19 protein-coding genes, 1 tRNA gene and 1 pseudogene are annotated in these 19,347 nt (G+C 68.3%); 7 read left to right on the top strand and 14 right to left on the bottom strand.

Translation table 11 applies throughout. From position 1 onward, the window contains the following. Positions 1-426 precede the first annotated feature (426 nt). From VB777_RS13440 to hisF, 7 genes are all read right to left on the bottom strand, one after another. Positions 427-511 (bottom strand) — tRNA-Ser (locus VB777_RS13440). A 228-nt stretch (positions 512-739) separates the two neighbouring features. After that, a complete protein-coding gene (locus VB777_RS13435) occupies positions 740-2,803 on the bottom strand; it encodes a ComEC/Rec2 family competence protein (protein WP_323249534.1) in 2,064 nt (687 codons plus the stop codon). A 51-nt stretch (positions 2,804-2,854) separates the two neighbouring features. Beyond that, on the bottom strand, positions 2,855-3,046 hold the full coding sequence (locus tag VB777_RS13430; protein ID WP_323249532.1) for a hypothetical protein: 192 nt from the start codon (positions 3,044-3,046) through the stop codon (positions 2,855-2,857). A 10-nt stretch (positions 3,047-3,056) separates the two neighbouring features. After that, the gene (glyQ, locus tag VB777_RS13425; RefSeq protein ID WP_323249530.1) at positions 3,057-3,992 is read right to left on the bottom strand and encodes a glycine--tRNA ligase subunit alpha; all 936 of its coding nucleotides are present in this window, start codon (positions 3,990-3,992) and stop codon (positions 3,057-3,059) included. A gap of 448 nt (positions 3,993-4,440) precedes the next feature. Then, a complete protein-coding gene (gene ubiE / locus VB777_RS13420) occupies positions 4,441-5,139 on the bottom strand; it encodes a bifunctional demethylmenaquinone methyltransferase/2-methoxy-6-polyprenyl-1,4-benzoquinol methylase UbiE (RefSeq protein WP_197154049.1) in 699 nt (232 codons plus the stop codon). Positions 5,140-5,147: 8 nt separating this feature from the next. After that, complete coding sequence (locus tag VB777_RS13415; RefSeq protein ID WP_231597785.1) at positions 5,148-5,459, bottom strand: hypothetical protein; 312 nt, start codon at positions 5,457-5,459, stop codon at positions 5,148-5,150. 52 nt (positions 5,460-5,511) lie between these two features. Then, positions 5,512-6,318, bottom strand: coding sequence for an imidazole glycerol phosphate synthase subunit HisF (gene hisF, locus VB777_RS13410; RefSeq protein ID WP_197154048.1), 807 nt, complete (start codon positions 6,316-6,318; stop codon positions 5,512-5,514). A 90-nt stretch (positions 6,319-6,408) separates the two neighbouring features. Here hisF and VB777_RS13405 point away from each other — a divergent pair, with 90 nt between their 5' ends. The 3 genes from VB777_RS13405 (at position 6,409) to VB777_RS13395 (ending at position 9,851) form a co-directional block, all read left to right on the top strand. Next, positions 6,409-6,621 (top strand): DUF2862 domain-containing protein, encoded by a 213-nt coding sequence (locus tag VB777_RS13405; RefSeq protein WP_197154047.1) that lies wholly within the window; start codon positions 6,409-6,411, stop codon positions 6,619-6,621. 85 nt (positions 6,622-6,706) lie between these two features. Beyond that, positions 6,707-7,690: a chlorophyll synthase ChlG gene (gene chlG, locus VB777_RS13400; RefSeq protein WP_323249536.1), complete on the top strand. Its 984-nt coding sequence runs from the start codon at positions 6,707-6,709 to the stop codon at positions 7,688-7,690. A gap of 22 nt (positions 7,691-7,712) precedes the next feature. Beyond that, positions 7,713-9,851, top strand: coding sequence for a PBP1A family penicillin-binding protein (locus VB777_RS13395; protein WP_323249529.1), 2,139 nt, complete (start codon positions 7,713-7,715; stop codon positions 9,849-9,851). Positions 9,852-9,891: 40 nt separating this feature from the next. Here VB777_RS13395 and VB777_RS13390 read toward each other — a convergent pair whose 3' ends face one another. Continuing rightward, positions 9,892-11,286: a 16S rRNA (cytosine(967)-C(5))-methyltransferase gene (locus VB777_RS13390; protein ID WP_231597783.1), complete on the bottom strand. Its 1,395-nt coding sequence runs from the start codon at positions 11,284-11,286 to the stop codon at positions 9,892-9,894. Further along, a complete protein-coding gene (locus VB777_RS13385; RefSeq protein WP_197159170.1) occupies positions 11,279-11,614 on the bottom strand; it encodes an MGMT family protein in 336 nt (111 codons plus the stop codon). Before VB777_RS13385 ends, VB777_RS13390 begins: the two co-directional genes overlap by 8 nt. A gap of 55 nt (positions 11,615-11,669) precedes the next feature. Here VB777_RS13385 and trmH point away from each other — a divergent pair, with 55 nt between their 5' ends. Beyond that, positions 11,670-12,359, top strand: coding sequence for a tRNA (guanosine(18)-2'-O)-methyltransferase TrmH (gene trmH, locus VB777_RS13380; RefSeq protein ID WP_197154043.1), 690 nt, complete (start codon positions 11,670-11,672; stop codon positions 12,357-12,359). Positions 12,360-12,396: 37 nt separating this feature from the next. On the opposite strand, the gene VB777_RS13375 is transcribed toward trmH, so the two are convergent. Then, positions 12,397-12,624, bottom strand: coding sequence for a hypothetical protein (locus VB777_RS13375; RefSeq protein WP_197154042.1), 228 nt, complete (start codon positions 12,622-12,624; stop codon positions 12,397-12,399). Between the two features lie 87 nt (positions 12,625-12,711). After that, entirely contained in the window at positions 12,712-13,533 is an 822-nt protein-coding gene (locus tag VB777_RS13370) for an ABC transporter permease (RefSeq protein WP_197159169.1), read from the bottom strand. A gap of 206 nt (positions 13,534-13,739) precedes the next feature. Between VB777_RS13370 and VB777_RS13365 the strand changes: the two genes are divergently transcribed. Continuing rightward, positions 13,740-14,435, top strand: coding sequence for a response regulator transcription factor (locus VB777_RS13365; protein WP_322758855.1), 696 nt, complete (start codon positions 13,740-13,742; stop codon positions 14,433-14,435). 63 nt (positions 14,436-14,498) lie between these two features. Here the strand turns inward: VB777_RS13365 and VB777_RS13360 are convergent. From VB777_RS13360 to recR, 3 genes and pseudogenes are all read right to left on the bottom strand, one after another. Beyond that, positions 14,499-15,455: pseudogene (locus tag VB777_RS13360) on the bottom strand (sensor histidine kinase); the annotation flags it as partial. A gap of 400 nt (positions 15,456-15,855) precedes the next feature. Next, positions 15,856-16,767 (bottom strand): lipoyl synthase, encoded by a 912-nt coding sequence (gene lipA / locus VB777_RS13355; RefSeq protein WP_322757398.1) that lies wholly within the window; start codon positions 16,765-16,767, stop codon positions 15,856-15,858. A 141-nt stretch (positions 16,768-16,908) separates the two neighbouring features. Then, positions 16,909-17,478 carry a recombination mediator RecR gene (gene recR, locus VB777_RS13350; RefSeq protein WP_231605619.1) on the bottom strand — a complete coding sequence of 190 codons (570 nt, stop codon included), beginning with the start codon at positions 17,476-17,478 and terminating at the stop codon, positions 16,909-16,911. Positions 17,479-17,619: 141 nt separating this feature from the next. Between recR and psbP the strand changes: the two genes are divergently transcribed. Together psbP and VB777_RS13340 are read left to right on the top strand one after the other, a co-directional pair. Continuing rightward, positions 17,620-18,183, top strand: a complete 564-nt coding sequence (psbP, locus tag VB777_RS13345) for a photosystem II reaction center PsbP (protein ID WP_197159167.1) — start codon at positions 17,620-17,622, stop codon at positions 18,181-18,183. A gap of 2 nt (positions 18,184-18,185) precedes the next feature. Continuing rightward, a complete protein-coding gene (locus VB777_RS13340) occupies positions 18,186-19,253 on the top strand; it encodes an FAD-dependent oxidoreductase (RefSeq protein WP_323249521.1) in 1,068 nt (355 codons plus the stop codon). Positions 19,254-19,347 lie beyond the last annotated feature (94 nt).

Raw genomic sequence — 19,347 nt, 5'->3', positions numbered from 1 at the left:
GCGCCGATACATGTGGAAAACTCTGGGCTGCTTTTCGGCGACATCGAGCCGAATTGAACACATTCTACAGTTAAAAACTGCTCGGATCTACTGCGGCGCAGCCGCTCTGCACTTTCTCAGGAGGCCCGAAGTAGCGTCCACCATTGGGATAGACCTCGACAAAGAGGGCGTCACCAGCAGAAACCCTGTACTTCTTCGGCTGGGGCTGGAGTGCTCTGAGATCGCTGTCGGTGAAAGGCATTTGCAAAATACCCCAACACCCAAATCGTACCCCAACACCCAGGCAGGCGCACCCCAACAGATACCCCAACACGCTTTTTCGCGTTTCCTGGTTTTGTGTGGACCTTTCAGGACCACCCACTCACCAGGAACCCAGGCACAAGAAAGGGTCTGGACTGACCAGGCCCTCTATAGACCTCTTGACAACGGAGAGGGTGGGATTCGAACCCACGGAAGGTTTCCCTTCAAACGATTTCGAGTCGTTCGCTTTCGACCACTCAGCCACCTCTCCAGGCACACCCCATCCCGAAAGCCTGAGGCCAGAGGATGCAAGGGCGACACGGCCAGCAGGCCATGACTGCTGCACTCTAAGAGTTTGCTGAAAAAGCCCCGACGCCGTCATGCCTTGAGCCTGACCTTCGGGCGCAGCGCCCGTGAACACTGGGCTCGAAGTCAGGCATTCCTGGGCTGAATGGCCCTTGACGGGGTTTTTCAGCAAACTCCTAAGGATCAGCCCGCCTCAACCCGTCTGCAGGGAGCCGCTGAGGCCGCTGGCCCTCCAGCCTGGGGGCAGGGTTTGCCTGCGGGAGGCGAAGTTGCCACTCCACCAGACCCGCTCAATGTTGCCGTCCGCCAGGCTGTGCTGATCGCCCTGGCGGGGCCTGAAGCCGAGCCAGATATTGGCGGGCCAGCTTGCCGGGGTGCTTCGCTCCCAGCTCCACAGGGCCTGGCGATCAGGCAGCAGCAACCAGCGCTGCCGGCCCACCCGGAGCTGAAGGGCGCGGCTGTCCACCGCGACGGCGGAGGCCTCCAGCCCCTCACTGCTGAGGGTCTGACCCGGCAGCAGCGGCGGGCCGGCCTCGCCGGTGCTCTGGACCAGCTGGGCCAGGTCCTGCCAGCAGGTCGGCCCGTCGCTGGCCACGGGATCGAGCAGCAGCAGCCAGTCGTAGCGCCGGATTCCCAGGCCGGTGGCGAGGCTGCGGGCCTGGTGACAGCTCAACCCATCGCTGCGGCTGCTCACCAGGGCCGCCCTGCCTCCATGGCGGGCCACCAGCAGGTCGCGCGGCCCCTGGTGCACCAGCAGCATCCGATCGGCCGCCAACCAGGCCAGATGCAGAGTCACGGCGATGGTGATCAGCGCAGCTCCCAGCTGGCGCCAGCGCCGCGCCAGTTGCGGCAACAGCAGGGCCAGGCTGCCGAGGGCGAGCAACAGCACCAGAACCGGCTGCGGACGGCCGGTCTGCCACTGCGCCATCGGCAGCCGGGAGATCTGCTGACAGATCAGCAGCAGCAGCTGAGCCAGCAGCAGCAACGGTTGGACCAGCACCGGCAGCACCGCAGGCAGCAGCACCGCCACCAGGGCGAGGGCCATCGCGCCGAGGGTGAGCGGCGAGAGCAGGGGTGCCGCCAGCAGATTCGCCGGCACGGCGTAGAGCGGCACCACACCGAAGTGGAGCACCTGCAGGGGCAGGGTCCAGGCGGTGGCGGCCAGGGGGATCGCCAGGGCTCCGGCCAGCCAGGTGGCGGCCCGTCCCGTTCCCCAGCCTTCCGGCAGAGCAGCGCCAAGGCAGCCCTTCAGCCAGCTTTCCAGTGGACCTGCGGTGAGGATCAGACCGGCGGTGGCGCCCACGCTCAGCTGAAACCCCACATCCGCGAGCCAGCCAGGTCGCAGCAGCAGCATCGCCACCACCGTGCACAGCAGGATCGCCACCGGCCGGCCGCGGCGGCCGCTCTCCAGCAGCAGCAGGGCGCCGCCTCCCATCAGAACGGCCCGCACCACCGAAGGCTGCGGGCCTGCCAGCAGCAGGAACAGGGCCAGGGCGCCAGCGGCCAGGGTCAACCTGGGCAGCCTTGGCAGGCGGCGTGCCAGGGGCAGGACAGCTCCCAGCAGCACACTGAGGTGAAAGCCCGAGGCAGCCAGGGCGTGGGAGAGCCCGGCTACCCGAAAGGCTTCGCGCAGATCAGCGGGCAGCGGCACCACGGCGCTGCCCAGCACCAGGGCCGCCAGCAGGCCGCCCCGCTCCGGGCCGCCGACCGCAGTGAGTTGCCGCGCGATCCGGCGGCGCAGGTCGGCGATCGGCGTGGCCGGCCGGCTGAGCACTTGCCAGCGCTCCACCTGCATCTGAGACCAGATGCCCTGGCGGGCCAGGCGTTCGGCGGCGCTGCTGAGCAGGGGGTGCGGCGCGCTGGAGGGGCGCCGCAGCCGGCCGGACACGGTCAGGCGCCAGCCCTGTTGCAGGGCTGGACAGGCGTTGAACAGCAGTTCGCTGCGGCCTGCTGCCGTCTGGAGAGGAACGCGGCAGGGTCTGCTGGCGCCGCTGGTGCCTTCGCCGCCGTTGCTCCCTGTGCCGCTGGTTTCAGTGGTGCTGGTTTCAGTGGCGCTGGCGGTGCTGAAACGGGGATCACTCAGCAGCCAACCGCTGAGCTCCACCTCCAGGCTTGGCTGGGTGGCCGAGAGCCGCAGGGAGGGATCCCCTGCGGCAGGCCCGGTCGGTTCCAGGGCAGATCGACCGGCGAGCAGCAGGACCAGGGCGAGGCAGGCCAGCGGCAACCCCAGGCCGGTCCGGTTGTGGGTGGCTTGCATCGATCGCGCTGCACTGGGATGCAGCGTTCCCCAGGGCCGCCACAGCGCGATTCAGAACTGGGGAATCTGCAGCAGCAGCTCGCATAGCTGCGGACTGGGAACGGACTGACCGACCAACGGGGCCACAATCGCAGACACCGGCCGCAGCCGACAGGGCCATACCGCCCGTTCACTGAGGCGTCCCACCTGGAAGCTGCCGAGGATCAGCACGGCCATCAACAACGAACGGCGCAGGGGCGGCATGGCGCGCTGCTCAGGCGGGCACCATGGCGTCCTCCCGCTGCTCCTGCAGGTGAAGCGCCAGCCACTCCTGCCGCTTGTCGGGGCTGAGCAGCGGGAAGCCGAGGCTGCGGCGCTCCTCCAGCCAGGCCTCCGCCACCTGCCGGGCCAGGGTGCGGATCCGGCCGATGGTGGCGGTGCGCTCGGTCACCGAGATCACGCCGCGGGCCTCCAGCAGGTTGAAGGTGTGGCTGCACTTGAGCACGTAGTCGAGCGCCGGGGCCGGCAGCTTCTGAGCCACCAGATCGGTGGCTTCGGCTTCGTAGAGGGCGAAGAGCTGCTTGAGCCGCTCGGGATTGGAGGCCTCGAAGTTGTAGGTGCACTGGCCCTTCTCGAAGGGCAGCCAGATGTCGCCGTAGCTGCGGTTCCCATCCCAGCTCAGCTCCCAGATGCTCTCCACATCCTGCAGATACATGGCGAGGCGTTCGAGGCCGTAGGTGATCTCGATCGACACGGGCCGGCAGTCAATGCCGCCGCACTGCTGGAAATAGGTGAACTGAGTCACCTCCATGCCGTCGAGCCACACCTCCCAGCCCACGCCCCAGGCGCCGAGGGTTGGCGATTCCCAGTTGTCTTCCACGAAGCGGATGTCGTGATCAGCGGGGCGGATGCCGAGGGCCTCGAGGGAGGCGAGGTAGGTCTCCTGGATCGCATCAGGTGAAGGCTTGATCAGCACCTGGTACTGGAAATAGTGCTGCGCCCGGTTGGGGTTGTCGCCATAGCGGCCATCGGTGGGGCGCCGACAGGGCTCCGGATAGGCCACAGCCCAGGGCTCGGGGCCGATCGCCCGCAGCACCGTGTGGGGACTCATCGTGCCGGCTCCCTTTTCGGTGTCGTAGGGCTGAAGGATCAGGCAACCCCGTTCGGCCCAGAAGCGGTTGAGGGTGTGGATGATGTCCTGGAAGTGCATGGGGGGGAGATCTGCCCAAGGGCGGTGAGGGCATTGTCTCCCTTGGATCGGGCCAGGAGCCCCTGCAGGGAGCTGGGACCACGGAGATTGCCTCAGCGCGAGGCTCTGCCTCAGCCAGGGGCGGCTGCGTCAGGGTGGAGAGGTCTCGAGCAGGCGGCTCAGCGACTGGTTCACCGACTCGCGTGGGTGGCTGAGGTCTTCGAACTGTTCCGGTGGCAGGGCCTTGCTCCACAACCAGCCCTGGCCATGCTGCACTCCGAGGTAGCGCAGACATCGCCCTCGGCGCAGACATCGACGCTCATGCCCCGGCAGCCTCCCAGCAGCCAGTGCAGGAAACCCTGGCGGTAGAGATCGGAATGCCGTGAGACACGATGCCGCGATCCACCTTCACCTTGCTGTCGTTGACGATCGAGATTCAATCGGGGAGCCGTCAAGGCCTGGTCTTCGGTCACGCCACCAGTTGCAGCAGGCCCATCTGCCCGCCTGCAAGTGTCCGATGCCGCGCCAGGGAAAACCCGGCGCTCTGCGCCAGATGTTCCTGATCCGGGCCGCTGGGGAAGCGGGCCAGACTCGTTTCGAGGTAGGCGTATTGCTCCTCCAGTCCGACCTGGCGGGCGAGGGGCACCACCAGGCGGCGCAGATACAACCTCTGAAAACCCTTCTGGAACCTGTCTTCAGGCCGGTTGAAATCCAGTACGGCGGCACGACATCCCGATCGCATGACTCTTCGCAGTTCCTTGAGGCCGGCGGCGGGGTCGGCCAGGTTGCGCAGGCCATAGGCCATCACGGCGCCGTCGGCCCAGCCATCCTCCAGGCCCGTTGCCAGGGCGTCGCCCTGGCTCCAGCGCAGCCGCAGCCAGGGCGACGCCTGGCTGCGCTGCTCCGCCAGCCGTAACGGGGCCGCGGCTGCATCCAGACCAAGCACAAGTCCTCCTGGCCTCACCTTCTCGGCCAGAACCAGCGCCAGATCACCGGTGCCGCAGCACAGGTCAAGCAGGCGCTGGCCGGGCTGTGGCTGCAGCCAGGCCACGGCCTGTCGCTTCCAGATCCTGTGCAGACCGAGGCTCAAGGCGTCGTTGAGCCGGTCGTAGGCGGGGGCAATGCTCTCGAACAGATCACGCACTGCGGTGGGATCGCCCGGCATCACGGAGGTTTTCAGGAGGTCGTCTCGTCCCAGGGGAGCACAATCGCATCGAGGCTGATTCCGCTCTCGATCCCAGGGGTCTGAGGGGCTGGTCCCTGGGCCTGCAGGCCACTCGGTCCCGTGAGGGTGAGCAGCATCACGGTGGCCAGGCCCACGGCGGCCGAGCAGACCATGCAGCCGGCCAGCATCAGCGAGAACTCCTGACGGTCGTTGGCCGCCTGCATCAGCTGCAGGGCCCAGGCCACCAGCGCCACCACCGCGGCCACCATCACCAGGGCCAGCAAAGTGGTAACAGCAGGTGAGAGGGCGAGCAGGGAGGTCAAGGGAGTGGGAGGCGCACGGTGCGGTTCGGCACCGACTCAATGTAACGAGGGTTTACAGAGCTTCGCGGCTGTTGATCTCGTTCGGAGGCTCCTGAACAGGGCGGATCGGCAAGTGCCGGTCCAGCAGGTCCCGCTTGATCTCCTCCACCGTCAGCACGCCGTCGTGCAGCAGGGAGGCCAGCAGGGCCGCCGAGGCCTCGCCCTGCTCCAGCGCCGCGGCGATGTGGTCGATGCAGCCGGCACCGCCGGAGGCGATCACCGGGACTTCCACAGCGGAGGCCACGGCGTGGGTGAGCTCCAGGTCATAGCCGCTCTGGGTGCCGTCCCCATCCATGGAGGTCAGCAGGATCTCGCCGGCGCCGAGTTCCACCACCCGTCGCGCCCAGCTCACGGCATCGAGTCCGGTGTTCTCCCGCCCCCCCTTGACGTACACGTCCCAACCGCCGTCGGTTCCGGCGCGCCGGCGAGCATCAATCGCCACCACAATGCACTGCGCCCCGAAGCGTTCAGCACCGGCGGCCACCAGATCCGGCTGGCGCACCGCCGCCGAGTTGAGGCTGATCTTGTCGGCACCGGCCCGCAGCAGTTCGGTGATGCCGTCCACGCTGCTGATCCCGCCCCCCACCGTGAACGGAATGGTCACGGCTTCGGCGGTGCGGCGCACCAGGTCCACCAGGGTGGCCCGCCCCTGGTGGCTGGCGGCGATGTCGAGAAAAACCAGTTCATCGGCGCCGGAGGCGCTGTAGCGGCAGGCCAGCTCGACCGGATCGCCGGCATCGCGGAGCCCCACGAAATTGACCCCCTTGACGACACGGCCCTCGGCCACGTCCAGGCAGGGAATGATGCGCTTGGCAACCACGGGTGGCAGGCAGGGGAGGAGGGGGAGGTCGGGCCTGAGGTGAATGGAGCGGCGCTGTTAAGGTTGCGCCACTTTTCCACCGCGCCGGACATGTCCCAGGCTGCCATCACCATCGGGTCGAAGGTGCGGGTCACCCGGGTTCGCGACCGTATTCCGGCCGATCTGGTGGCCATGCTCAAGGCGGATGCCACCGGTACCGTCCGCGATTTCAAGGTGACAGACGGCAAGGGCATCGGCGTGGTGGTCGAGCTTGCCGGTGGTGCCACCTCCTGGTTCTTCGACGACGAGATCGTGCCGCTCTGAGCAGCGGCATCTCTGTTCGGTCTTCATCGACGTCCTCCCTGCATCCACCGTGAGCGAGAGTCCACAACCCAGCGGGTCTCCGGACATCGCGTCTCCGGCACCGGCCGCTGGAGGGGCAGCTCGCCAGTTGCTGGGCATGAAGGGCGCCAGCAGCACCAGCAGCATCTGGAAGATCCGGTTGCAGCTGATGAAGCCTGTCACCTGGATTCCCCTGATCTGGGGAGTGCTCTGCGGCGCAGCTGCGTCCGGCAACTTTCACTGGACCCTGCCGCAGGTGGGTGCCTCGTTCGCCTGCATGCTGATGAGCGGGCCCCTGCTGGCCGGCTACACCCAGACGATCAACGACTACTACGACCGCGAGATCGACGCAATCAACGAGCCCTATCGGCCGATTCCCTCCGGCGCCATTCCCCTGGGCCAGGTGAAGGCCCAGATCTGGATCCTCTTGTTGGCTGGACTCGCCGTGGCCTGGGGGCTCGATCTCTGGGCCGGCCACACCACGCCGGTGCTGCTGCTCCTGGCCCTGGGGGGCTCGTTCGTGAGCTTCATCTACTCGGCACCGCCCCTGAAGCTGAAGCAGAACGGCTGGCTGGGCAACTACGCCCTCGGAGCCAGCTATATCGCCCTGCCCTGGTGGGCTGGCCAGGCTCTTTTCGGGCAGCTCACCTGGACCACGGCCCTGCTCACCCTCGCCTATTCCCTTGCCGGTCTCGGTATTGCCGTGGTCAACGACTTCAAAAGCGTTGAAGGCGACCGTGCCCTCGGTCTGCAGAGCCTGCCGGTGGTTTTCGGCGTTGAGAAGGCCAGCTGGATCAGTGCCGGCATGATCGACATCTTCCAGCTGGCGATGGTGGCTGTTCTGATCGCCATCGGCCAGCATTTCGCCGCCGTGTTGCTGGTGCTGCTGGTGATCCCCCAGATCACCTTCCAGGACATCTGGCTGTTGCGGGATCCCATCGCTTTCGATGTCAAGTATCAGGCCAGCGCCCAACCCTTCCTGGTCCTCGGCATGTTGGTCACGGCTATCGCCATCGGTCACAGCGATCTGGTCGGCGCCGCCCTCGGCTGATGTGAACCCACGCACTTTCCAGTTGCTTCGCGCCGGCCTTGTGGCCGCTGTTCTCGGCTCCGGGCTGGCCCTGGGCCAGTCCGCCCTGGTCGCCGCGGTGGATCGGCAGCTTCCCGATGCGCGCCGCATCAGCAGCTTCAATCGTCCAGGGACGTTCACCATCTTTTCGGCCGATGGCCAGGTGATCCAGAAGCTGGGTCCGGCCACCCGGGAGAAGTTGGTGGCGGGCCGCATGCCCGAGCTGGTGCGGCAGGCCTTCATCGCGGCCGAAGACCGTCGCTTTTATCAGCACAACGGCATCGATCCGCTTGGGATCGGCCGGGCTGCGCTGCGTAACCTGAGCCGGGGATCGGTGGAGGAAGGCGCCAGCACCATCACCCAGCAGCTGGCCCGCACCGTCTTTCTCAGTCAGGACCGCACCCTGCTGCGCAAGCTCAAGGAAGCTGCTCTGGCCGGCAAGCTCGAGCGCCAACTGACCAAGCAGCAGATCCTTGAGCAATACCTCAACTTCGTCTATCTCGGTTCCAGCGCCTATGGCGTCGCCGATGCGGCCTGGATTTACTTCTCCAAGACTCCCGATCAGCTCACCCTGCCGGAGGCGGCCCTGATTGCTGGGTTGCCGCCGGCACCCTCGGTCTATTCACCGCTGGTGAATCCCGACCTGGCCCTGCAGCGGCGCGCCATTGTGCTGCGCCGGATGCGGGAAGCTGGTTTCCTGGATACGGCTCAGGAGGCGGAGGCTCAGGGTGCACCGCTGGCCCTCAAGCCCGCCGAGCCCAAGTACTGGGTCAGCAAGGCGCCGTATTTCACCAGCTGGGTGTCTCAGGAGCTCACCAAGGTGCTCACCCCCGAGCAACTTGAGGTGGGTGGGCTGACGATTCGGACCGGCCTCAACCTGGCCTGGAATGACCAGGCCCAGAAGACGATCGACACCTACGCCACCGGCGCCATGGAAGGGGCTCTGGTGGCGATGGAGCCGGGCACCGGCCTGGTGCGGGCCATGGTGGGGGGGAACGATTTCGAATCCAGCCAGTTCAACCGCGCTGTTCAGGCGCTGCGCTCACCCGGTTCCACCTTCAAGCTGTTCGTTTATCTCAGCGCTCTTCAGGAGGGCATGCGGCCTGAGACTCTGGTGCTCGACAAAGCCCGTTGCTTTGCCGGTTACTGCCCAAAGAACTTCGGCAATCGCTACATGGGCCGGGTGCCGATGGTGGTGGCCCTCCAGAACTCGCTCAATATCGTGGCGGTGGGACTGCTTCAGCAGCTGGGTTTCGACAAAGTGATCGCCACGGCCAAGAGCCTCGGCATCACCCGCGAGTTGGGACGCTTCTACCCAATGGCGATCGGGGCCTACGAACAGACGGTGCTCGACATGACTGCCGCCTACGCCGCAATCAATAACCGTGGGGTGTATGTGAGTCCCACCCCCTTCGAGGAGATCTATGGTCCCGATGGGGAATTGCTCTGGAGCCGCCGCCACGATGGTGATCGGGGTCATCGCGCCGTCGACAGCGACATCGCCGACGCGATGACCTGGATGCTGCAGCAGGCGGTCCGCTCCGGTACCGGTGGGGGCGCCGCCCTGGCGGATCGACCGGTTGCCGGCAAGACCGGCACCTCGGAGGGAGGACGGGATCTCTGGTTCATCGGCTCGATCCCCCAGCTCACCACCGGTGTGTGGCTGGGGTATGACAACAGCCGCGAGACCCGCAACACCAGTGTGGTGGCCACCTACGCCTGGAACCACTTCATGAAGCCGGTGGTGAAGGGGCTGCCGGTGCGGCAGTTCCCGCCCAAGCCGGTGCTCACCGGTCGTTACAAGCCCACCAAGCCGGCTCCCGCCAAGGGGCCTCCAAAGGGGCGGCCAGGATCTGCCGCGCAGGAGGCCCCCGATCCGGCATTGCCGCGCGCCGATTCGGCCGACTCCCGCCAAGATCCTGCCCCGCGTCCTGCAGCGCCGTCACGCCAGGCCTCTCCTGATCCCCCCCCCTCGCGTCCAGCTCCCGATCGTCCGCCAGGCTCTGTTCGCCAACCGTCGGAGCCCGATGGTGGATCCCAGCCCTCTCTGAATCGGATTCTCGACGACGTGCGTCAACAGCCAATCGCCCCGCCACCGGTTGCCCCGCCACCGCCACCAGTGGAGCCGCCGCCCCAACCCTGACTCTCACCATGGGCAGGACATCGCAACGCAACAGCTTCAATCAGGCTGCAGTGGTCAATGCTGCGGCGTAGAAGCCATCGCCTCCCATGGCCGAAGGCCAGCGTTGCCACTGCTCGATCAGCACCAGCTCGGGGTGCCGTTGGCTCAGGGAGGCGATCTGCTCGCTGTTTTCGCTTGGATGAACCGTGCAGGTGGCGTAGACCAGCCGTCCGCCGGGCTTGAGCAGCGGCAGCAGCGCCTCAAGCAACTGCCGCTGCAACTCCACCAGCTCGTCGATGGCGGCTGGAGACATCCGCCAGCGCGCATCGGCATGGCGCGCCAGGGTGCCCAGGCCCGAGCAGGGGGCGTCGACCAGGAGCCGGTCAAAGCTGCCGATCCAGTCGGGTCGGGCCGCTGCCAGGCTGAGTGCATCGGCGGCCAGGGTGTGGATCGAGCCGAGACCCAGCCGCTGGGCGCTGTGCACCAGTCTCTGCAGCCGGCCTTCGGAGCGGTCCACGGCCCAGATCTCGCCCGTGTCGTTCTGGCGCTCGGCGATCTGGATGCTCTTGCCCCCGGGGGCGGCACAGGCATCAAGGATGCGCTCGCCCGGCAGGGGGGCGAGCAGCGGCACCACCTGCTGGGCCTGGCGGTCCTGCACGCACCACCACCCCTCGGTGTAGCCGGGCAGCTGGCGCAGGTCGCCGGGATGTCCCCCCAGGCAGAGGGCTTCGGGGAATCCCGCAAGGGGCTGGGCCGTGACGGCCGCTGCAGCCAGACGCTCGCGCAGAGCCTCGGGGCTGGAGCGCAGGGGATTGACCCGGATGTCGAGATGGGGAGGGGTGTTGCAGGCCTGGCCGAACGCTTCGGCGGCCTCCGGCGTCAGCCATGAGGGGATCAGCTCAGCCAGCCAGTCCGGCAGGGAATGGCGCACGCCCCAGGCCTGAGCTGGATCGGCCGGCAGGCTGAGGCCGCTCCAGGGCACAGGGGGCTGCGGCTCCTGGGCTTCCCTGGAACGGCTGCGCAGCAGGGCGCGCAACATCCCGTTCACAACGGGGGCCAGGCGACCCAGCTGGGCCCGCTTGGCCAGTTCCACCGTGGTGCTCACCGTCGCCGAAGCTGGAATTCTCTGGCTGAACAACAGCTGGTAGAGGCCCAGGTGCAGCAGCCAGCGCAATTTCGGCGGCTGCCGGAGGGCAGGAACGCGGCCGAGCCGGTCGATCCAGGCATCCAGCAGCCGCCGCTGCCGGATCGCTCCATAGGAGAGCTCGGTTGCCAGGCCCCGGTCGGAGCCTTGCAGGGGGCGGCGTGCCAGTTCCCGTTCCAGCGCCACATCGGCGTAGGCCCCGGCCGCCACGGCCTGCAGCACCTGCCAGGCCACCTGGCGCGGTGCCAGGCCAATGCCGGGATCCGCTGCTGGGCGGCCGGCGGCGGCGACGTCGGTGCGGGGATCAGCCAAGCGGCGGTTGCGGAGCCTTCCAGAGATAGCGCCGCAGCGGCAGCCGCCCCTCGGCATCCACGGCGATCCCCTCGGCCAGCAGCAGTTGCCGTTGCATCCAGTCCGAACCTTCGCGGCTGGGGCTCATGCTGATGCGCCCCTGGGCGTTCACCACCCGATGCCAGGGGACGGGGGTGGGCAGCGGCAGGCGACGCAGTGCCCAGCCCACCTGACGAGCACAGCCGTAGGCGCCGATCAGCTCGGCGATCTGGCCGTAGGTGGCCAGCCGCCCAGCCGGAATCTGGGCCACGGCGTCCCAGACCCGTTGATCGAAGGTCGCTTCCGCCATCGGCGGCCCGCGGTAGAGGATGCTCCCAGCCTGCCGTGCTGTGGCACCCGCCTTCATGCCCCTGCTACCCCGCCGTTTCGAGCGCCTCAAGGCCGTGCTCGATTGCCGCATGGGTGATCTCACGGTGCTGCTCGAGCAGGTGGAGAAGCCCCACAACCTCTCGGCGATCCTGCGCAGCTGTGATGCGGTGGGCGTGTTGGAGGCCCACGCCGTCTGCCTGCAGGGCCGCCTGCCCACCTTCAACAGCACCGCCCAGGGCAGCCAGAAATGGGTGCCGCTGCAGCTGGAGACAGACGTGAACGTGGCGATCCACCGCCTCAAGCAGCGGGGCTTCCGTCTCTATGGCACCCACCTTGGTGTGGAGGCCGTCGACTACCGCCGCTGTGATTTCACCGGCCCCACGGCGTTCGTGCTGGGCGCCGAGAAGTGGGGCCTCAGTGCCGCCGCCGCCGCCCAGATCGATCAGGCCGTGATCATTCCGATGCGTGGCATGGTCCAGTCGCTCAACGTGTCGGTGGCCACGGCCACCCTGCTGTTCGAGGCCCTGCGCCAGCGCCAGGCCGCTGGAACGGTTCCCACGGCAGGCGAAGGAGTGGCGCCGGAGCGCTACCAGCGGCTGCTGTTCGAGTGGGCCTATCCCCAGGTGGCCGCCTGGTGCCGCAGCCAGGGGCGGGCGTATCCGGCATTGTCGGAGGCCGGCGAGATTGCAGAGGAGCTGCCGCGGACAGTGCGGTTGCGGTGCTGATGCTTCTCAGCAGCGCTGCCATGGGTTGCCGCAGAGCTCAGCCCCGTCCCTCTTCCTCGAAGCGGTTGGCGCTGGGCAGCCAGACGGCCACGGCCAGGGCGGCGAGCTCCAGGGGGATCTGCCGGCCGCCCAGCAGCACCACCATCACGCAGGTCACCGCGAAGATCTTTTCGAGCATGCCGATCACGTCATCGGTGTGACGACTGCCTTCGCTCCAGAGCACCACGCCGGACAACAGCAGCACCACATCCAGCCACCAGGGCATGGCCGCACCATCTACTTGAGGATTCCACTATGGCGAGGTCGTCGCGCGGCTGCACAGGGGATGAACAGGCCCTGCAGTGGGGCTGTTTCAGAGGGCGTTGCGCTCGGTGTCGTTGCCGCTCAACCAGCTCTCCAGGCCCTCCCCCAGGAACGAGAGGCCCAGCACCAGCACGAACATGGCCAGGCCGGGATAGAGGGCCGTCCACCAGATCCCGGTGGGTAAGGCCGTGAGGGCCTGCTGCAGATCACTGCCCCACTCCGGAATGGTTTCCGGCAGGCCCAGGCCGAGGAAGCCCAGGCCGCCCAGCACCAGCACCGCATCAGCGGCATTGAGGGTGAGCAGCACCGGCACCGAGGTGATCACATTGCGCAGCAGGTAGCGCCGCAGGATCCAGATCGGTCCGGCGCCGAGGGATCGGGCCGCCTCCACGAACAGCTCCGCCTTCACCTGAGCGCTCTGATTGCGCACCACGCGGAAGTACTGGGGCACGTACACCACACAGAGCGCCGCGGCGGCATTGGGCAGGCCGCGGCCGAGCAGAAAGGCCAGCACCACTGAGAGCAGCAGCACCGGCAGGGTGTACATCGTGTCCATCAGCAGCACCAGCAGCCGGTCCACCCATCCCCCCAGGTAGCCGCTGATCATCCCAAGAGGCACCCCCACCACCAGGGCCAGCAGCAGGGCGATCAGCACCACCTGCAGGGCCACACCGCTGCCGGCCAGGGTGCGCACGCAGACATCCCGGCCGAGGCGGTCGGTGCCGCACCAGTGCCCCCAGGAGGGGGCGGCATAGATGGGGTTGTCGAGGCCGGCGTTGGGATCGGCCAGAACGCCCAGATGGATGGCCAGCGGGGTGAGCAGGGCCACCAGGGCGTAGGCGAGCACGATCCCCACACCCCAGCGGGCCATCCGGCCGGAGAGGGTTCGGGGCTGCCAGCGATGGATCACGGCCGCGGCGGACGCGCGGGCGCATCCGGGAAACTCGCTCCATTCAACCGGTCATCGCCTGGAACCGGTCGCTGCAGGCAACGGGGCCGGCAGAGATGACTGAACAGAAGGCACTTAGGCTGGCTTCGATTGCCGTGCAGGCCTGGTTCTGCCGCTCCGGTTGCCCCATGCCCCCGCGCCTGCTGATTGTCGACGACGACCCGGAACTGCGTCATTTCCTGGTGGCCGAACTGCTGGCGGATGGCTACATCTGCGATGAGGCGGCCACCGGCCAGCAGGCCCTGGGACAGATCCGCAGAGAGCCTTGCGATCTGGTGCTTCTCGACTGGAGCCTGCCCGATTTCAGCGGCGTTGAAGTGTGCCGGCGGATGCGCCGCAGCGCCATCACCACGCCGGTGTTGATGCTCACGGCCCGCGACGATGTACGCGAACGGGTCGAGGCCCTCGATTCCGGAGCCGACGACTATCTCACCAAGCCCTTCTCGATCGAGGAGTTGCTGGCCCGCATCCGTGCCAGGCTGCGTCGCACCGGCCTGGATGAACCGGACGATGGCTGGTTACGGCTGGCCGATCTGGCGGTGCATCCCGCCAGCCGGGAGGTGAGACGAGGGGAGAAACAGGTTCAGCTCACGGCCCGCGAGTTTGATCTGCTCCATCACCTGATCCGTCACCCCAACGAGGTGCAGGAGCGGCGCCTCATCCTCGACACCCTGTGGGGCGCGAACTGGGTGGGTGACGACAACCTGCTGGATGTGTATGTGCGCTATCTGCGCAAGAAACTCGAGCCGGTGGGCCGCCCCACCCTGATTCAGACCGTGCGCGGCGTCGGCTTCATGCTCAAGGAGGGTCCGGTTCGCACCTGAGGGTCCGGTTCGCACCTGAGGGTCCGGTCCTGGGGGGCTGGCGGCAGACCGTGCGGATGGCAGCTCCAGGCGGAAGTCAGCGCCGCCGCATGGAGCTGACCGCACGGTGACGGCTCCGCCCATCGCCTCCATCAGCAGCCGCACCACCGAGAGACCCAGGCCGCTGCCGCGGGTATCTACAGAGGCTGAGCCCCTGAAGAACCGCTCGAAGATCGTGTCCTGCTCCTGCGGCGTCACTCCCGGTCCCTGATCCAGCACGTGCAGCACCAGCAGGCCTCTGGGCGGGCCAGCTTCATAGTCGGCCCGCAGGGTGATCAATCCGCTGCTGTATCGCAGTGCGTTGTCGATCAGGGCTGCCAGGCACTGCTGCAATCGCTCCGGATCGCCGTTGGCCTGAGGAAGGGTCATGGCTTCGGGGGAAGCGAGCTGCAGGCGACCGCCGGCCTGCTGCTCCAGCCGTCCAAACGCTTCCAGCAACATGTCTTCCACGGAAAGGGGCTGGAGCTGCAGTTGCAGCCGGCCAGCGTCCAGGCGAGCCAGATCGAGCAGGTCGCTCACCAGCAGGCCCATGCGGCGGGCTTCCGTGCAGATCACCTCCAGGGAGGTGCTGAAGGATTCCGGGGCATTCAACGCGGTGGGTTGGGCGGCGGCGGCGGGGTCGGCACCGGCCAGCTGGCGCCGCAGGCTCTGGGCGTGGCCCGAGATCAGGGTGATCGGGGTGCGCAGCTCATGGGCGACACCATCCACGAAGGAGCGCTGCTGCAGCCATGTTGCGGCCAGACGCTCCTGCAGGGCATTGAAGGAGCTGGCAATCGGGCGGAGTTCCTGCGGCTCCGCCTCCACATCGAGCAGTTCGGCCTGCTGGGGCGGGGTGGGAATTGCCGCCACCTCCCGGCTGAGCTGGGCCAGGGGTTCGACAAGGCCGCGGCGCAGCACCGGTCGCAGCAGGGCGCCGGTGAACAGGGACGACAGTCCGGCGGCGGCAATCAGCAACAGCTGCGAAAGCCGTTCCCGTTCCATCGAGTCCGTCACGTCCTGTCGCAGCTCCAGCAGGGGGCGATCTCCGGCGATCGGGCCGATTCGGGTGCGGCTCACCAGCAGCACCTGGCGCTCGCCATGCAGCAGCAATGGCGCGCTGGAGGTGCCGCCGGCCGGCAGCAGGCGCACCGTCAGACCCGGTAGCTCCAGCATGGAGTGGATCAGTTGCTCCAGCTGGGCCGTGCTGGAGACGCGCTCCAGCAACTTGCTGCTCAGGTGCTCAATCAGCTGAGCATGGCTCTGGCGGCGCTGCAGGGAGGTGAGGGTGTGGTTCAGCGCCAGCAGCAGGCAATAACCGGCCAGCACCGCCAGCAGGGTGGTGGATTGCAGCCACAGCCGCAGGGATGGCTGCGCACGCATCACGTCGTGGCGGAGGTCGGGGTCATTGTGCGGCGTGATAACTGCTGCGCACCAGTGGCCCGCTGCGCACCTGCGCGAAGCCGAGGCTGCGGGCGATGGCGCCGAGCTCCTCGAAGGCGGCCGGGCTCCAGTAGCGGGCCACGGGGATGTGGGCCAGGGAGGGGCGCAGGTACTGGCCCAGGGTGAGTCGCTGGCAGTCGGCCCGGCGTAGATCGTGCAGCGCTGCGATCACTTCGTCCATGCTCTCGCCCAGTCCGAGCATCAGCCCGGATTTGGTGGGAATGGCGGGAGCCAGTTGCCGCGCCGCCGCCAGCAGAGCCAGGGAGCGGCTGTAGGTGGCGCCACGCCGCACCTCGCCCTGCAGCCGCTCGACGGTCTCGAGGTTGTGGTTGAAACAGGCGGGTCGGGCGGCCAGCACGGTGGCCAGGCGCTGCCTCTGGGCGGCTTCACCGGCTGCCGGATCAGGGTGGCCGCCCCAGAAGTCAGGGGTGAGCACCTCGATGCCAACTGTGGTGTCACGGCGCCGGATCGCCGCCATGGTGGCGGTGAACAGGCTGGCGCCGTGGTCGGGCCTGTCGTCGCGGGCGACGGCGGTGAGCACCACGTAGCGCAGGCCCAGGCTGTGCACGGCCTCCGCCACCCGCTCGGCTTCCCCGGGGTCGACGGGGGCCGGCGCCTGGCCCTTGTCCACCTGGCAGAAGGCACAGCTGCGGGTGCAGATGGGTCCGCCCAGCAGGAAGGTGGCGGTGCCGGCGGCGTAGCACTCGCCCCGGTTGGGGCATCGCCCCTCCTCGCAGATGGTGTGCAGACGCTGCTGCTTCACCACCGCCTGCACCGCCTCCAGGTTGCTGGCTGAACCCACGGGGCGCCGCAGCCAGCTCGGCAGCCGTTCCCGGGGGGGGATCGCGGCATAGCGGCTGGTGGGTGAGCTCATGGCGGCGGCAGATGGTTAGGGCAGTGGCCTGGATGGCAGGGAGAGGGCGGGGAGTGGGCTCTCAGGCAGTGGGCTGTCAGGCAATGAGCCGATTGGAGGGGGGATGGCCCTGGGCGGCGGGCTGAGCGGCGGTGGATGCACTCAGCCCATCGGCCTGCGCCCCTCCAGGGCCCGGGCCAGGGTCACCTCATCGGCGTACTCCAGCTCACTGCCCACGGGCAGTCCATAGGCGATACGGGTCACGCTGGTGAACGGCCGCAGCAGGCGCGCCAGATAGAGGCTGGTGGTATCGCCCTCGACGCTGGGGGTGAGCGCCAGGATCACCTCGCTGATGCTTTCGCGATCGACCCGTTCCACCAACGGCTGGATGCGCAGGGCCTCCGGGCCGATGCCATCCATCGGGGAGATCAGGCCGCCGAGCACGTGATAAGTGCCGCGGTATTCGCGGGTGCGTTCCATGGCCAGCAGATCGCGCGAATCCGCCACCACGCAGATCAGGCCGTTGTGGCGTTCCTCCTGCCGGCAGATCTCGCATTCGGGATCGGCGGAGAGGTGGAAGCAGCGCCGGCAACTGCCCACCTGGCTGCGGGCGGCCAGCAGGGCATCGGCGAAGGCGCGGATCTGCTCCTCCGGCTGGCGCAGCAGGTGCAGGGCCAGGCGCTGGGCGGTGCGGGGGCCGATCCCGGGCAGGCGTTCGAACTGATCAATCAGCCGGGCCAGGGGGCGGGTGAAGCCGCTCAGGGATCCGCTGCAGGTGGCCGGAATCTAGGCCCGTCGCCCCGGGCTGTGGCCCGGCGGCTCTGGGTGCCTGGGGCGGTTGGAGAATGGAGCGCGATCCGCCGCGCCCGTGTCATGCCCTTCCTCGCCTTCAGCTGGTCCCGCCTGCGGCCGGCCCTGACCGCCCTGCTGCTGGGGGTGGTGCTGGTGGGCTGCAGCGCCGCGGCAGCGGGGCTCAACTCCTTCCAGAGCCCGGATGGTCGCTATGCCTTCCTCTATCCCACCGGCTGGACCCGGGTGCAGGTCAGTGGCGGCCCGCAGGTGGTGTTCCATGACCTGATCAACAGCGACGAGACCCTCAGCCTGGTGATCGGTGAGGTGAACCCCACCAACGACCTCGAAGCGCTCGGCAGTGCCGTGGCGGTGGGCGAGACCCTGCGCCGCACCGTGATTGCTCCAGCGGGCAGTGGCCGCGAGGCGGATCTGGTGCAGGCCGATGAGCGACAGGTGGGCGGCCGCACCTTCTACGACCTGGAGTACGCCGTGCACCTGCAGGACCGGGACCGCCACGAACTGGCGACGGTGGTGATGGACCGCGGCCGCCTCTACACCTTTGCGGCCAGCACCAACGAGGTGCGCTGGCCGCGGGTGAAGGGCCTGTTCCAGCAGGTGATCACCTCCTTCACCCTTCAGATCTGACCATGTCGGCGGTGCCACAACCAGGGGATCCGGGTCAGCGTCCGGTGCTGGTGGTGGGCGGCGGCATTGCCGGCGGCTTGCTCGCCCTGGCCCTGGCCGATGCGGGCCTGGCGGTGACCCTCGTGGATGAGGGCTTTTCCCGTGCCACTGCCCTCAGCTACGGCGGCGTCGCCTGGTGGGCCGGGGCTCCGGGTGCGCTGGGTGCCCTGATCCGCCAGGCGCCGCAGGCCTGGCGTGCCCTGGAGCACCGCCATGGTCCGATCGGCTGGCGTCCCTGCGGTCTGCGCCTGCATGGCGGCAGCGTGCTGGAAGGGTTGTGGCGCCCACCCTTCGCCCAGGTGGATGCGGTGGCGTTCCGCCAGGCCGTGGCCCGGATGCTGCCGCGAGCCGGCATCACCGTGCTGGCCGATCGGGTGCTCGGTCCACTGGAGCGGGTGTCTGGGGGGTGGCGGTTGCGGTTGGAAGCCCAGGCGGATCTGGAGGCCGATCAGGTGGTGCTGGCCGCCGGTGCGGGCTGCCTGGCGCTCTGGCCGGCGCTGGGCCAGCGGCTCCGGCTCAGCTGGGCCGGGGTGCTGGCCCTCGAGACGATGCCCGCTGGCCGGCCCCCTGCCGGTAGTCGCTGGTTGGAGCAGGGACGGCGCGGGCGCCTGGTGCAGCCGCGTCACTGGCGCCGCCGGGGCCTGGAGCAGCAGGCGGCGACGTTGCAGCAGGAGGCCTGGATCGTCGATGCCGGGCTGGCACCCTGGGGGCAGGGGGTGCTGGTGGGGCAGATCAGCCTGGTTCGCCCGCTGGCACGCCAGGCGGAGCCCCCTGATCCGGCCTGGATGGAGGAGCGCCTGCGCCAGGGCCTCAGCCAGCTGGAGAGGAGCCTGGGGAGCCTCGCCGGGCCGTACCGGCAGGTGCCGGTGACCTTCTGCGACGACGGAATCCCTCTGGCGGGCCCGATCGATGCGGCACGGGGACTCTGGGCCTTCACCGGGTTCAGCGGTGCCTTCGCCCAGGTGCCGGTACTGGCGCCGCGGCTGGCCCAGGCCATGGCCCTGGCAGCCTCCAGGCCGAAGCCCGGCTGACAGAGCTGCCTGGATCCAGCAAGCTGGCCGCCATGACGATCACCAGCCCCGACTCCGGTGCGCCCCCGCCGGGCCCCGAGCCGTCCGCCGGCCG

It is taken from the genome of Synechococcus sp. CCY9202 (genome assembly GCF_034931685.1).
GTDB lineage: Bacteria > Cyanobacteriota > Cyanobacteriia > PCC-6307 > Cyanobiaceae > CBW1002.
Note: the sequence above shows the minus strand (reverse complement) of the source record. Positions and strands in the feature narration are given on the sequence as shown.

What these genes read in the sequence shown, in the direction of transcription:
- VB777_RS13435 (WP_323249534.1), bottom strand. Translation starts at nt 2,803, where the DNA reads ATGCAAGCCACCCACAACCGGACCGGCCTGGGGTTGCCGCTGGCCTGC.
- VB777_RS13430 (WP_323249532.1), bottom strand. Translation starts at nt 3,046, where the DNA reads ATGCCGCCCCTGCGCCGTTCGTTGTTGATGGCCGTGCTGATCCTCGGC.
- glyQ (WP_323249530.1), bottom strand. Translation starts at nt 3,992, where the DNA reads ATGCACTTCCAGGACATCATCCACACCCTCAACCGCTTCTGGGCCGAA.
- VB777_RS13405 (WP_197154047.1), top strand. Translation starts at nt 6,409, where the DNA reads ATGTCCCAGGCTGCCATCACCATCGGGTCGAAGGTGCGGGTCACCCGG.
- VB777_RS13385 (WP_197159170.1), bottom strand. Translation starts at nt 11,614, where the DNA reads ATGGCGGAAGCGACCTTCGATCAACGGGTCTGGGACGCCGTGGCCCAG.
- trmH (WP_197154043.1), top strand. Translation starts at nt 11,670, where the DNA reads ATGCCCCTGCTACCCCGCCGTTTCGAGCGCCTCAAGGCCGTGCTCGAT.
- VB777_RS13375 (WP_197154042.1), bottom strand. Translation starts at nt 12,624, where the DNA reads ATGCCCTGGTGGCTGGATGTGGTGCTGCTGTTGTCCGGCGTGGTGCTC.
- VB777_RS13370 (WP_197159169.1), bottom strand. Translation starts at nt 13,533, where the DNA reads ATGGCCCGCTGGGGTGTGGGGATCGTGCTCGCCTACGCCCTGGTGGCC.
- VB777_RS13365 (WP_322758855.1), top strand. Translation starts at nt 13,740, where the DNA reads ATGCCCCCGCGCCTGCTGATTGTCGACGACGACCCGGAACTGCGTCAT.
- lipA (WP_322757398.1), bottom strand. Translation starts at nt 16,767, where the DNA reads ATGAGCTCACCCACCAGCCGCTATGCCGCGATCCCCCCCCGGGAACGG.
- psbP (WP_197159167.1), top strand. Translation starts at nt 17,620, where the DNA reads ATGCCCTTCCTCGCCTTCAGCTGGTCCCGCCTGCGGCCGGCCCTGACC.
- VB777_RS13340 (WP_323249521.1), top strand. Translation starts at nt 18,186, where the DNA reads ATGTCGGCGGTGCCACAACCAGGGGATCCGGGTCAGCGTCCGGTGCTG.